8 protein-coding genes are annotated in these 14,058 nt (G+C 48.0%); 2 read left to right on the top strand and 6 right to left on the bottom strand.

What is annotated here, in order from left to right:
• Positions 1-33 precede the first annotated feature (33 nt).
• The 4 genes from BWI93_RS07395 to BWI93_RS07380 all read right to left on the bottom strand — a co-directional run bounded on the left by BWI93_RS07395 (position 34) and on the right by BWI93_RS07380 (position 9,321).
• Positions 34-3,294, bottom strand: a complete 3,261-nt coding sequence (locus BWI93_RS07395) for a VCBS repeat-containing protein (RefSeq protein WP_094809766.1) — start codon at positions 3,292-3,294, stop codon at positions 34-36.
• A gap of 122 nt (positions 3,295-3,416) precedes the next feature.
• Positions 3,417-4,820, bottom strand: a complete 1,404-nt coding sequence (locus tag BWI93_RS07390; protein WP_369679119.1) for a SusD/RagB family nutrient-binding outer membrane lipoprotein — start codon at positions 4,818-4,820, stop codon at positions 3,417-3,419.
• 205 nt (positions 4,821-5,025) lie between these two features.
• Positions 5,026-8,178 (bottom strand): SusC/RagA family TonB-linked outer membrane protein, encoded by a 3,153-nt coding sequence (locus tag BWI93_RS07385; protein ID WP_094809764.1) that lies wholly within the window; start codon positions 8,176-8,178, stop codon positions 5,026-5,028.
• Positions 8,179-8,742: 564 nt separating this feature from the next.
• Complete coding sequence (locus BWI93_RS07380; protein ID WP_255157767.1) at positions 8,743-9,321, bottom strand: DUF255 domain-containing protein; 579 nt, start codon at positions 9,319-9,321, stop codon at positions 8,743-8,745.
• Positions 9,322-9,479: 158 nt separating this feature from the next.
• Here BWI93_RS07380 and BWI93_RS07375 point away from each other — a divergent pair, with 158 nt between their 5' ends.
• Positions 9,480-10,451: a polyprenyl synthetase family protein gene (locus tag BWI93_RS07375; RefSeq protein ID WP_094809760.1), complete on the top strand. Its 972-nt coding sequence runs from the start codon at positions 9,480-9,482 to the stop codon at positions 10,449-10,451.
• Between the two features lie 12 nt (positions 10,452-10,463).
• A complete protein-coding gene (locus BWI93_RS07370) occupies positions 10,464-11,003 on the top strand; it encodes a DinB family protein (RefSeq protein ID WP_094809758.1) in 540 nt (179 codons plus the stop codon).
• Between the two features lie 286 nt (positions 11,004-11,289).
• Here the strand turns inward: BWI93_RS07370 and moeB are convergent, their stop codons facing one another.
• Both moeB and BWI93_RS07360 read right to left on the bottom strand, forming a co-directional pair.
• Positions 11,290-12,411 (bottom strand): molybdopterin-synthase adenylyltransferase MoeB, encoded by a 1,122-nt coding sequence (moeB, locus tag BWI93_RS07365; RefSeq protein WP_094809755.1) that lies wholly within the window; start codon positions 12,409-12,411, stop codon positions 11,290-11,292.
• A gap of 148 nt (positions 12,412-12,559) precedes the next feature.
• Positions 12,560-13,951 (bottom strand): PQQ-dependent sugar dehydrogenase, encoded by a 1,392-nt coding sequence (locus tag BWI93_RS07360; protein ID WP_094809753.1) that lies wholly within the window; start codon positions 13,949-13,951, stop codon positions 12,560-12,562.
• Positions 13,952-14,058 lie beyond the last annotated feature (107 nt).

Below are 14,058 nucleotides of genomic sequence, written 5' to 3'. Positions count from 1 at the left end.
GATACGGTACTAAAAAAATCAGCAAAAAACGTTTCATTTCACTTGGTAGAATTGCAGGGGCTGATCAAAAGCTCCAATAACTAGGTAATCCTGATTATTTACTCGCAGGGATAAAACTGATTTCACGTCTCCGTTCACTGATAGGCCCGATTCCGTCTGATTGACATAGTCAAACTCCAGACCCCTGGCCCGGAGCAGGCAGCCATAATTGGCATCCATCGTGCCGATTTTGAGGCGGTTATAGGATTTGTTGCCCAGCAAGAGTACATCCGTCTGGTGGTGATGGGTGAAGTCGCCCGCGAGAATCTGCGTAACGGGTGCAAACTGAGCCTGAATCGGCAACGGCATTTTTTTAAACGTTCCCTGATCCCGGCGGAAGCAGACGGTATGGGCTTCGGTTACAGTCCACTTTAAAGCGGAACTCAACTGTTCGGGGGAGAGAATCTTGTCAATCGTTGCTTCGGAGTAGTCCTTGTACGAAATGAATTTCCGACGCATCGGAAAAATCTGATCGTTCAATTCATCCCGACTTACGAAGGGATACGACTTGTTCTGCATGTAGAAACAGAACAGCGGATCAATCGAACCGTTGTTGTCAAAATCGGCGTAGTACAGCTCGCCCGGTTGTTGCGGAGAAACCTTGATTTGCGTATTCGTACCCAGGTTTCCGGCAATGATGTCTTTTTGACCATCGTTGTCCAGATCATACACCAGAAGACTGGACCAGAACCCATTTTCCTGTTGAGGAAAGTATTGGTTAGACTGATCCGAAAAACCTTCAGGCGTATTTTTGAAAACTTTGATGGGCATAAACTCGCCACAGAGAATGAGGTCTTTGCGTCCATCCTGATCCAGATCCTCCCATTGAGCATCGGTAACCATGCCGTTGACCGGGAATCGATGGGCCGTGAAGGTTCCTTTCCCATCGTTTTCCAGTAGATACGAAGTGGGGCTTAGCGGGTACTTGCCCGGAATGACTCGTCCGCCGACAAATACATCCAAGTCCCCATCCAGATCATAATCCGCGACCCGCACGCAGGATTTACTGCTGGCGTTTACGGTAGGTAATGGAGCAAGCGTTAGATGCCCCTTTCCGTCGTTGAGGTACAGAAGATCCTGCAAAGAAGCCGAATTGGGTTCGAAAAGTGAATAGCCGCCCATGGCTACGTACAGATCATCGTAGCCATCGCCATTGGCATCGAAAAAGACCGCTGCTGCCGCCGCCGACATCGATTCATCTCCGATGACTAGCTTTTCAAGGGCCTGGAACGAACCATTTTTCTGCTGAATCAGGATTTTGCCCGTATTGGTCTGGTCACCACCAATGAAGACATCTTCCAGCCCGTCCTTATTCACATCTCCCTTCGCCAGTACCGGACCCGTTTGGGAGTACATGGATAACATCAGCGGCTGTCGCTTGAAATCATTTTCAGCGTAACCCTGGTGGGTATGGGCAAAAAGGGGCTTCACCGGCTTGAATACGGTTGACTTTTGAACCGTCGTGGCAGACCAGGGTAGAGTATTTTTCTGTTCGATTACGAGGCGTTGGTTGGCCTTCACCACCTGGTGTAATTCCTGCGTCAAATCCGGCCAGATGATACGTACGGAATCAACCAGGGTATGTGCTCCCAGACCAAAGTGCAAGGTGAGGGGTTGCGAGGACAAATACCCCCGAACCGGCATCAATTCCTGGTACTGAAGGGCTCCCTGCGTGTACACGGTAACCTTGGCACCCAGAGCATTTCGATTGCCTTTCGGTGAGCGTAAGGCAAATTGGATGTAATTACCAGTACCCGATTCACGACTCAGGTTTTGATACACGGAAACCGGATCGTTGATATTATTGACTACTAACTCCAGATCGCCGTCGTTGTCCAGATCCGCGTACACGGCTCCGTTGGAAACGCAGGGATTCGTCAAACCCCATTCCGTCTGTTTATTGGTGAACGTCAGGTCATGGTTGTTGCGGAACACGTAGTTGGGAAGCCGGCTCGCCGGAATGGCTTTGATGAGGTCCATCATTTGCATGGGCTCCCGGTCCATGGCTTTTCGGATTTTGTAGTCGCCCCAATATTTCAGGAAATCTTTGTTGGTAAAATCCCGCAAATACCCGTTAGATACGAAGAGGTCCTTGTATCCATCATTATCGTAATCGGCCAGGAGGGGACTCCAGCTCCAGTCCGTACTGGCAACACCCGCCAGCTGAGCAATCTCACTGAAGGTACCATCGCCATTATTGAGTTGCAGCATGTTTCGCATGAACTGCTTGTGCAAATCCTGCTTGAGCATGAGGTCATACGACTCGTAGTTTTCCTGAAGTTGGAGGGTTTTCTGGCGACGGTTATCCTCTGGAAGCATATCCAGCGAGACAATATCCGCCCAGCCGTCATTGTTGTAATCGGCGATGTCGAGTCCCATCGAAAACTGGGATAGATGGCGGAAGGCCTGCTTACTGACCTCCCGAAAAGTACCGTCTTTATTGTTCAGATACAGATAATCCGGTTCGTTGTAGTCGTTGGTTACGTAGATGTCCTGCCAGCCATCTTTGTTGAGGTCTGTGACAACGACGCCCAGACCGTAGGTCAGAGTATGCTGATGAATGCCCGCTTTTTTCGTGACTTCGACAAAGTGATTACCCCGGTTTTCGAAAAGCTTGTTACCAGACCGTTCGTCCACATCATTGCGGTACTTGTACAATTCCAGGTTGTCGTACTTACCTACGCTGTGATTGAGCAGCAACAGGTCCAGGTCTCCATCGTTATCATAATCAAAAAAAGCCGATTGAAAACTGTAGGAGGGATCATCCAGGCCGTATTCTTTGGCCTGTTCCTTAAATGTCAGATTTCCTTGGTTGATGAATAACTGTTTACGCCGCTTGTCGAGGTCGCCTTTGCCCATGTAACAAACGAAAATGTCAAGCAGGCCATCGTTGTTGACATCGGCCATACTCACGCCACTTTTCCAGGCATCGGTCCGGCCCTGTACGCCGGCCTCCAGCGTAATATCTTTAAATTTCAAGCCACCCAGATTCAGGTACAGCTTGTTTTCTTTCAGATTCGAGGTAAAGAATAAATCATCCAGGCCATCATTATTGAGGTCGCCTACCGCCACGCCACCGCCACTATAGAAGTATTCATACTCCATAATGTTGTGGGTTTCCGTTTCGATGATTTCATTTTGGAACGTAATACCCGTTTTTTCGGGGGGAAGTAACTGAAATACAGGTTTCTGTGCCCACGTAACCGAAGCAGTCAGCGTGGCGACCAAAAGATACAAGATACCTTTTTGGATCATGGATAGCAGTACGTTTGAGAAAGTCGGGGTGTATAGAAACGAAAAAACTTCAACGCTGGGTTGAAGTTACTAGTATTCAAAAGAAACGATAAGGGGTTTGTCCCCTTATCGTTCTCGTACGCTTACTGTTTGTCCCACCACACGCGGGAAGTCCAGGTATCGCCGCCAGAGAGGCGATTAACGGCTGCTCGATAGTTATCTGGATTCAGAGATCCTTCGCCGGTTGGGTAAAGCTCCCGCCGGGGAATGGTACCGTTAGCGAAGTTACCCGTATATTTTACCGGTGTAAGTTGGGGATAACCCGAACGTCTCCAGTTACTCCAGGCTTCAATGAAGTTTTGCAGAATGCTGGTTGTTGCCCAGTACTGCTCGTTGATCTGCTTGAGGGCATTGGCTGCTACTAAGGGGTGAGCCGTAGCGTAGGCATCAGCCGTAGCGGCATCAATGGCTCCTGCCGTACCAAATTTCGCTAACGATTGCAGAGCCGCCGATACGGCGTTTTTGTAGTGCGTAGCCGCCGTCCCGCTTACGGTGTAACCCCGCGTGGCTGCTTCGGCCAGCAACAGTTCCGTTTCGGCGTATGTCAACACGAATAAGGGGCCATTCATGTTACGGAAAATATTGGTAGGACGGGAATAGTTACCAATAGGGGTAACATTTTTGTCCGAACCCGTAGCTCCGGGATAGTTAGGTGATTTACTGATATCGGTAGCACCACCACTCAAATCGTAGCCATTAGGCAAACCCAACTGTTTGGCAGGCGTATTATCGCCACCAACGGCGGTTTGATTGCCATCAAGCCCCGCTGCCGGAATTTCGGCAACTTTGCTCAGACGAGGATCTTCGTTGGCTTTCAGGAAATCAATCATCGTTTTGCTCCAACGCACCTGGTAAAGGTCAGCTGGGGTTCCCAGGGCAGAAGCATTCGCATTATTGTAACCATTTGCCATGTCAGCGTTTACGTAAGCATCATCTGCTACGCTCGTAAAAACACCGCCAGCAGCAGCCTTTTCAGCATAAGTTTTAGCCGTAGCTGCATCAGCTTTCGTTAAACGCATGGCTAATTTCAGCATCAGGGAATACCCGTAGCGTTTCCATTGACCAATGTTGCCCTTGTAAGGGAAAGCATCATTGGTGGGGCCAGCCTGCGTGGTATTCAGGGCTGTAACGGCGGTTTCCAAACGGCTCAGAAGCGATTTGTAAATGCTTTCCTGCGAATCGTAAACCGGCTGGGAAATATTAGCCGTTTTTGCCTGAAGAGCCTGCGTATAGGGAATATCACCGAATACGTCCGAGGCTGTAGCCAGGCTTTGCACTTGCATAATGGTGGCAATGTTCTCCAGATTGGACATGCCTCCTTTTTTCTTGGCCAGTTGCTCCATTTCGTAGGCGAAGCTGGCTGCATTGTACGCATTGTTCCAAACCCGGTCCAGATAGGAAAGGGTATTGTTGGAAAGCACGTACTTATCACCGTTCGAGTAGTAGTTGCTCCGCCCGTGGAAGTAGAAGCGTACGCCTGGATCCACATACTCTGAAACAGAATCGAGTTATAACCAGAAGTAGATTCTACGTATTTCCACTGAGCACTGGGCAGCAGCAGGTTTGCGTTGAAAATATTTTCAGAAGCCTGGTTAGGATCGGTATTAATATCGTCAAAATTCTTTGTACAGGAGAATTGCAAAGACCCTGCTAGTATAGAAAGGAGAATGAGTCTCTTTTTCATTCGAAATCTTATTTAAACTTAATGTTTAAGTTAACGCCATAGGTACGGGCTGAGGGAAGACTGGTGCCTTCAATACCATAGTAGTTCAGGTTCGCACCGAATGATGCCTCTGGATCGATGTTCTTGGCCTTCTTCATGATGTAGAACAGGTTCCGGCCCACCAGTGAAATGTTAACGGCTTTAATCAAGGGCAGTCCTTCCAGAAGTCTAGCCGGGAGATTATACCCCAGTGTAATCTGGCGGAATTTGATAAAGTCGCCGTCGATTACGCTGGTTTTAGTAATGTTGTTGGCAACACCCTGATAGTACGCCTTCAGTGAAGTTTTAGCCGTGCTGGCTACTCCTTCTTCTGTAACTCCCGTCGTGATGAAATTCGCCTCGCGGCCGACAAGCGTCGCTTTGTTTAAACCCCGGTAGTACGAATAGTATTCAGTTGCCGAGAGGATCTTGTTGCCGTAGTTGTAGTCAATCAGGAAGGCCAGGTTGAAATTACCCAGCGTAAAGTCGTTGTTCCAGCCACCGAACAGCGTAGGCAGTACCGTACCCCAGTTTTTCAGGTCGCCTTTTACCGGAACCCCGGCTGCGTCTACGACAATTTGACCATCGGCTGCGTACTTGTAGTCATAAGCCCGGATTTGCGGACCTGCCAGACCCACCACGTATGCCGTGGTAGCGTTGTCCAGCGTAGCCCGGTTCTTACCAAGTACCACGGGGCTATTGCTAGGATCCGTCTTCAGGATCTTGTTCTTAACGGACGTCAGGTTAAATGAAGTATTCCAGGTGAACTTGGACGTTTTGATGGGGGTCCCCGTCAATTGCAACTCCAGACCACGGTTTTGCGTAGAACCCGTAGCCACCAGACCCGAGGTATAACCCGTAGCGAAGCTGTAGTTCGCATTCATGATTTCGTTGTGCGTCTCCTGCGTGAAATAAGCCGCATCGATACCCAGACGACCCGAGAAGAATTTCAACTCCAGACCAACCTCTACTTCACTCTTGGTAAAGGGTTTCAGGAACAAGTTAGGTAAACCGGTAGAGAAGTTACCCGTTGCTACGCCATTGAGGGAGTTGCCTACGCCGTAATAAACACTGGTTTGGTAAGGTCTCGCTGGTTCGCCGCTCGTTAATGCGTACGAAGCCCGCAGTTTACCAAAACTTAGCTTATTCATCTTCAGTAAATCAGTGAAGACAAAGGCTCCTGAAACTGAAGGGGTAAAGATGGAGCGATTATCCGCCGGTAATGAAGAATACGTATCGTAACGACCCGTAGTAGTTAAATTAAGGAAGTTTTTGTATCCTAAATCCAGGCTGTAGTACGCCGACTGAACTTCCGTAGGTTCGTACGTTACTTCACGGTTGTAGCTAACTACGTTTCTCCAGCTATACAAGTTCGGCAAAACGAAGGGGTTACCGTTAATCAAAAGTTTATCGTAACGGTTCTTACGAATATTACCCCCTACTAACGCGTTGAGCGAAATATCCGGCGTAAGATTTTTGTTTACGCCAATCAATCCGTCAATGTTCAATTCCATCCGGCGGGCATTCGATTGCTCATCCAGCTGTCCTGAACCTAAAAGATTTCCACTGGCGTCTCGTTTGAACGAAAAAGCCGTTCCCCAAGGCGTTACTCTGAAGACCTGGTCATTGGCATTGTCATAACCTACCCGTGCCTGAGCGTAAATCCAATCGGCAAACTGATACTTCGTCGACACCATGGAAATTAAACGCTGACGATCTACATTGTTAATGTATTTACTTGTCACAAAGTAGGGGTTCGTCACATACTCATCTTCGCTGAATACAACTTCATTGCCGGTAGCCGGATCAAATCCTGGTGCCAGAATACGTTGGTCAATGTTAGAAGCCAGGAACATACCGTTATTGGCATTCAGGGGGCCATCGCTCAACTGAGGTTTACCATGTACCCGCTCGTTGATGTAATTAGCCAGTACACTTACGCTCAGTTTGCTGGTAATATTCTGATCTACCGTTAAGTTGATCGTTTTACGATTCATGCCGCTATTAGGCAGGATCGCGAGGTTATCCAGGTTAGAAAGCGAAAGCCGGAACGAACCATTATCACCTCCCTTGGAGATCGATACTGTATTCGTAAAGTTTGAACCCGTCCGATAGAAATTCTTGATGTTATTTCTTTGGGCTGAATACGCATACTGGTTACCATCAAACTGCGTAATCATGGAGCCGTCCAGTTTGGCTCCCCAGCTCAAACGGGCCGTTTCTTTTGCACCCGTAACCGTAGTGGGTTTCAGACCATTTTCACCCTGCCCATACTGATATTGGAAATCAGTAAAGTTCATGGGCTGATCCATGGCGTAGTTCAGGTTGTAGTCAATGGAGAAATCTCCTTTTCTACCTTTTTTCGTAGTAATCAGGATTACCCCGTTAGAGGCCCGTGCTCCGTACAGAGCTGAAGCCGACTGACCTTTCAGAACGGTCATGTTTTCGATGTCGTCGGGGTTGAGGTTACCCAGACCGTCACCACCATCGGCACCGCCCCATTCCCCGGCACTTCCCCGTTGCGTGTTATCCATGGGGACACCATTAATAACAATCAAAGGAGCACCCCCGGAGTTCATACTGGGCATACCGCGTAAAAGAATTTTTGAGGTACTTCCCGGTCCACCGCTCGTACCACGAACGGTCAGACCAGCGACCCGTCCCGCCAACGAGTTACCGATGTTGTTTTCGCGGGCTTTGGTCATTACCTCGGCATTAATCGTTGAAACCGCGTAACCCAGGGTACGGGATTCGCGGGATACACCGAGAGCTGTAACGACGACCTCCTGTAAATTGCCGTCGTTGGGAGCCAGGCTAACGTTAACTACCGTTTGAGACCCAACTGTGATTTCTTTCTTGTTGTAACCAACGTAAGAAACAATCAGAACCGCCTGATCATTAGGAACGGAAAGGGTGAATTTGCCCTCAGCATCCGTAATCGAACCTTGGGTAGTGCCTTTGATGGCGATGGTAGCCCCGGTGAGAGGAGCACCTTTTTCGTCGGTAACCGTACCCGTAATCTGACGGTCAATGGGTAACGTAAAAGCAGTGGCCCTTCCGTACGTGGGGATCTCGGCACTGGAAATCCATAGCCCCAAGCAGGTAAGTACCAGCAAAGTGGTCTTAGATAAGCTTCTTTTCATAAGCTCGCTGGAAATGAAGTTTAAGTTTAGTACTAGGGTTATAGAGCTAACGGGTATACTGCAAAAGTATCCCGCTGTATAGGGTAGAGGTAACAGAGGTACGTATGGTACTTTATCTGGATAATACTACAGGAATCATATAGGCAATACCAATAGTATAGATATTCTCATGTTTTATCTATAAATAGTTTAAATGAACTGTTATTTTGAATACTTGCAAATTAAAATTCTGCTTTTGTTTGATAGGTGTGTATATTATTTTGTATATATAGATTTGATACTACTTTTATTTTAGACAAATCTATTTCAGATTATTTAAAATTTTAAGTAATGAGTCATAATTTTTTAAAATTTTATTTTATCTATATGAAACTCAGCACTATATAATTATTAAAACGTATGCATAGGATTATTACTAGATGAACCGCTGTTTTGACAACTTATAAGGAAGAAAAAGGCCGAAGTATGGCTGACCTGAAAATGCAATAGGCTCCTGCTTAAGAAGGATCTTACCTTAAGCAGGGGCCTATTGCATTGCTTCTAATCTCTTAGAGGTAAATCAATCTATTTAGTAAAAGACTTTGGATAAATTTCCTTCTGATACTTCTCCCAGGGCGTTTGTTTTTTATGATAGTTATCGCCGAAAAACGTAATGATCTGATGAAATTCACCGGCTTTATGAAAACCGGGTACGGCCTGAATGACCTGAAACTGCTGTTTATCAAGAAACTTCTCGTCCATGAACACCACGGTCGGGAAACTCATCTGACCGTTCATGAGGATCGCGGCCAGTTCCTGATAGCCCCGATTACCCTGGGCAACGAATTTGAAGGTATACGTGCCTAGCTTGATTGGATTTTTTCCTTCGGCATCCAGTTTCACCGCGTAATATTTCTGATTGATATAGTCAGCTACTTTCGGATCATTGAAGGTTTCACGGTCCATCACCTTACACCAGCCACACCAGTCGGTATACACATCGATCAAAAATTTACGGGGTTCTTTCTGGTTTCGGGCGTAGGCTTCTTCGATCGTCAGCCACTCTACCTTCGCGGCTTGGGGTGCCGGTACGGGACGGGGAATGAAAGCCAGCGATGCCAGAACCAGTGCCATCGTGCAGCAAAGGGTAACGATTCGTTTCATAGAACTAAGGATTTCCTACGAAGTTGAGAAAAGAAATTGATTTTCATCGAAAGTTAACTTCAAAACGTTTTCCTGTACTGGAAAGTTATTCAGGCAGATTAATTTTGAATTTTCCGGGAACGGGCCCCGAAAGCAGATCTGGAACGTGACAAACTTATATGCTACTCAACGACTATACCACCGCGATTGAACAAACCATCGCAACGACTCAGTACGGCCAATCTCCCATTGAACTGTACGAACCTATTTCGTACATTATGGGTCTGGGGGGTAAGCGAATCCGGCCTTTACTGACGGTCATGGCTACCGCTCTCTTCACTGAAAACTGGCAACAAGCGGTTCGACCCGCGGTAGGCGTGGAGATTTTCCACAACTTCACGCTCATGCACGACGATATTATGGACAAAGCTCCCATTCGTCGGGGTCAGCCCACGGTGCACGAAAAATGGAACGACAACGTGGCCATTCTTTCAGGGGATGTGATGCTGGTTTCAGCTTACGAGTTTCTGACGGAGGTAGAGCCGGCGTACCTGAAAGCTGTCATTAAGAAATTCAACCGGGCCGCTGCCGAAGTGTGCGAAGGGCAGCAGTGGGATATGAATTTTGAAAAGCGAATGGATGTCACCAAAGCTCAATACCTGGAAATGATTCGTTTGAAGACCGCTGTGTTGCTGGGCTTTGCTCTCGAATTGGGTGGAATCATTGGAGGTACGGATGAGGAAAACGCCCGAATCCTGAAAAAACTGGGCGATGCCGTGGGTACGGGTTTTCAGCTCAAGGACGATTTGCTGGATGTGTACGGCGATCCCGGTAAGTTTGGCAAACTCGTAGGTGGTGATATTCTGGCTAACAAGAAAACATTCCTACTCATCGACGCCCTGGAAAAAGCTACGGGTAGCGATCAGGAAGAACTGCAATTCTGGCTATCCCCGCAGGATCACCACAATATCGAAAAAGTACAGGCGGTGACGGCTTTGTATGATCGCTTGGGCGTTCGGCAGACGACGGAAGCAGAAATGAATCGCTACTTTGAAGAGGGCTTCGAGTACCTGAAAGCCCTGCGAATTGCGGATGAGAAAAAAGAAGTGCTTCAGGACTTTTTCCAGAATCTGATTGAGCGGGAAAAGTAATCTTCATAACACATGCATACCATGAAACGGAAACAGGTGCTAAAAACATTGCTGGCGGGTTTGGTCGTCAGTCCGGTACGGGCAGCCACTCCGACTACTGATTTTCAGCAGGAATTTCAAAAGGCCTGGAAACGCTCACGAGACTATACGCTGACGATTTTTAATCAGATGCCGGAAGAACACCTGAACTTCAAGCCAACGCCCGAGATGTTTTCGTTTCGAATGCAATTTGTGCATTGTATGATTTATACAACTGCTCAACTGGCCAGCCGACTCAACGTGAAAGATCCCTACGAAACGGCTCAGGGCTGGAATCAGCGATCCAAAGCGGATGTGGCCGCCGAACTGGGACGATTTTACGATTGGGTACAGCAGACCGTCGCCACGCAAACGCCCGCTCAACTCAGTAAGATGCAGGAGTTTGTCGGTGAAGAACTTACGGGACCACAATTATTCTACGCCCTTGAAAATCACATCATCCATCACCGGGGGCAGGGAATTGTGTACTTGCGACTGAAAGGAATCACGCCGGAAGGCTATTTCGGCTGGTAAGGTATTTGAAGTTTGATGGCGTTTCAGGTTTGATTGGGTTTGAAGTTTGAAAATAGTTTGAAGTTTAAGGTTTGAATAGCGTTTAAAGGTGACAATAGTTCAGGGGTGAGTCAAGGGACGGTAGATAGCTTGCCCCTATTAAACTTTTAAACCTAAGCAACCACCGAACTAAGCTCAACCTTTTGCTAGGGCTTACTTCAACCTCAAACCATTTTCAAACGACTTTCAAACCTCAAACTGCATCAAACTTCAAACATTAAACGGCATCAAACCACATCCAACCCAATCAATACTTCGCCATCCGAAGATCGACTTCATCTGCCCAGGCATGAATGCCCCCGTCTAAATTGGTAAGGTTATCGTAGCCATGTTCCTGTTCGAGGTACTGAATGACACTCGCCGAACGCATCCCGTGGTGACAATAGACAATCACGGGACGATCGCGTGGGATATGTTTAACGCTGGTCGGAATCGTGGGCATGGGAATCAGCACGGCTCCGGGCAGGTGACACACTTCGTACTCATCGCTATTACGAACGTCGAGTAAAAAGGTATCCGGCTCCCGTTTGAGTTGCCGCATGAGTTCGATGGCCGAGATTTCGTTGGGTAACAAAACATTGGCCGCCAGCTTTCGGTGCGTTTCCATGCCTTGTTGGGCCAGCATTTCGGCATCAGACCGGCGTTTGAACTTCATTTTTCGCTGGGTATTTTCGAGCAAATCCATCAGCATCAGTTCGCCCGACAGTACTTTACCCACGCCGGTAATAATCTTGATTACTTCATTAGCCTGGTACATCCCGATCATGCCGGGTAAAATGCCCAGTACACCTACTTCCGAACAGTTAGGTATTTCAAGTCCACTCGGCGGATTGGGGAACAAACAACGATACGTAGGTCCTAAAACGCAGTTAGACGGATAGTTGAATACGGATACCTGACCTTCAAAACGATGAATAGCTCCGTATACAAAGGGCTTTTCTGAAAGTACACAAACGTCATTAATCAGATAGCGAACGGAAAAATTATCGGTACAGTCCACGACCAAATCGAATCGTTCGATGATACTGGCGGCATTTTCAGCCACCAGATGCGTCGTAAAAACTTCGTAATCAATCAGATCATTTAATCGACGTAACTGAGCTGCGGCCGTGGTAGCCTTGGGCCGATCTACATCGGCTGCATCGTAGAGTACCTGTCGCTGCAGGTTGGTTTCATCCACCGTATCGCCGTCCACAATACCCAAGGTACCTACGCCCGCCGCCGCCAGATACAACAGAACCGGGCATCCCAATCCTCCTGCACCCACCACCAGCACGCGGGCATTTTTCAGTCGTTCCTGTCCTTCTGCACCGACCTCGGGCAAGAGAAGATGTTTTTGATATCTCTGTTTTTCTGCGGAAGAAAGCATACACACACCGGGGTCTAAACCACAATTGACGTAAAAAAGCAGAAGGTACAAAAAAATACATTCCTACTAAAAGACCTGAAACGGTTTTAACGAAACCGATTAGGCTTCACTAAACCGTTCCAGGTCTTGTAACTCTGGATGCCGCCGATTAATTCGCGACCAGCACCCGATAAATGTATCCCGGATCTTCCACCGCTACGTAGGCGTATCCATCCGGACCCATTTTTACGTTCCGGACGCGACCAATATTGGGGAAGAGAATTTCTTCTTTCACCACTTTATTATTCTTAAGCACGCAGCGATTGAGGTATTTGAAGCGTAAAGATCCTACCAGCAGATTGCCTTTCCAGGCAGGATACCGCGAACTTTCCACCAGAGCCAGTCCACTCGGAGCAATCGATGGAACCCAATACGTTTGAGCCTGTTCCATACCTTCTTTAGCTTTCAGATCGGTAATGACTTTGCCGTCGTAATTGATTCCGTACGAAATGACGGGCCAGCCGTAATTGGCTCCCTTGCGAATAATGTTCAGCTCGTCGCCGCCCCGTGGCCCGTGCTCGGTTTCCCAGAGAGTACCCGTGGCCGGATCGATGAGCAGTCCCTGCGGATTCCGGTGCCCCCAGGAATAAATGGTACCTTTCGTTTTATCCCTGAACGGATTGTCGGCGACGGGCGTACCATCGTCATTCATTCGGTGAATTTTACCCAGGTCGCTATCCAGGTTCTGCGGATTCGTTTTTTCACTACCGCGTTCGCCGACCGTTACGAACAGATGTCCGTTTTTATCGAATACCATCCGCGAGCCGTAGTGATGACGGGTTTTGGAGTAGGGCAGGGCTTCAAAAATGATTTTCTGATCGCTCAATTGCGTACCATCCAGTTTGGCCCGCATGACGGCAGTGGTCGATAGTTTTCCTTCCGGAGCGTCCTTAAAAGCCGAATAGGAAAAGTATACCCAATGGTTTTTAGCAAAATCCGGGTGTAGTACAACGTCGAGTAGGCCGCCCTGACCTTCGGCCAGTACGCTCGGGCCACCCGTTACTTCGGTTTTTTGCTGATTTTTTTCGACCAGGTAAATCTTGCCGTTCCGATCCGCAACCAGCAGCTTTCCTTCGGGCAGAAAAGCCAGTCCCCAGGGATTTGACAGCCCGGCAGCTACGGTATCGAGTTTAGCGGTAAAGGCTTCGGTTTTGAACACATTGGATTTGGGCTTACTGGCGAAACTATACCGATTGCCTTTTTCGATACTGGTTTGAATGAGCTGGGCAATGCCTTCAATTTGCTCGGCTTTCAGCGAATTTTCCCAGGCAGGCATGCCAAAATCAGGATACCCGTGCGTGATGCTGGCAATGAGTTCGGGTTTGGTCGTACCGTGTTTCCACTTGCGGTCAACGAACGCCTGTACATCACCGTGACAACTCGAACACAGGGTCTTAAACGTAGTTTCCGGTGATTCGGGAGGTGTATTGCCGGGTACATTCGAAAAGTTAAGTCCCGTCAGAAAGAGGACCGATCCCAGGGCCAGGTATTTGAAAATCATAGATAAAGAGGTGGTTAGCTTTGCTCTGATCAAAAATAGGAAATTAGGAAGAGTTTTGAGCGGCGGCCGCAGCCGTTTTGAGTTTTGAGTTTTGAGTTTTGAGTTTT

The sequence above is a fragment of the Siphonobacter sp. BAB-5385 genome, assembly GCF_002261125.1.
Classification (GTDB): Bacteria; Bacteroidota; Bacteroidia; order Cytophagales; family Spirosomataceae; genus Siphonobacter.
Note: the sequence above shows the minus strand (reverse complement) of the source record. Positions and strands in the feature narration are given on the sequence as shown.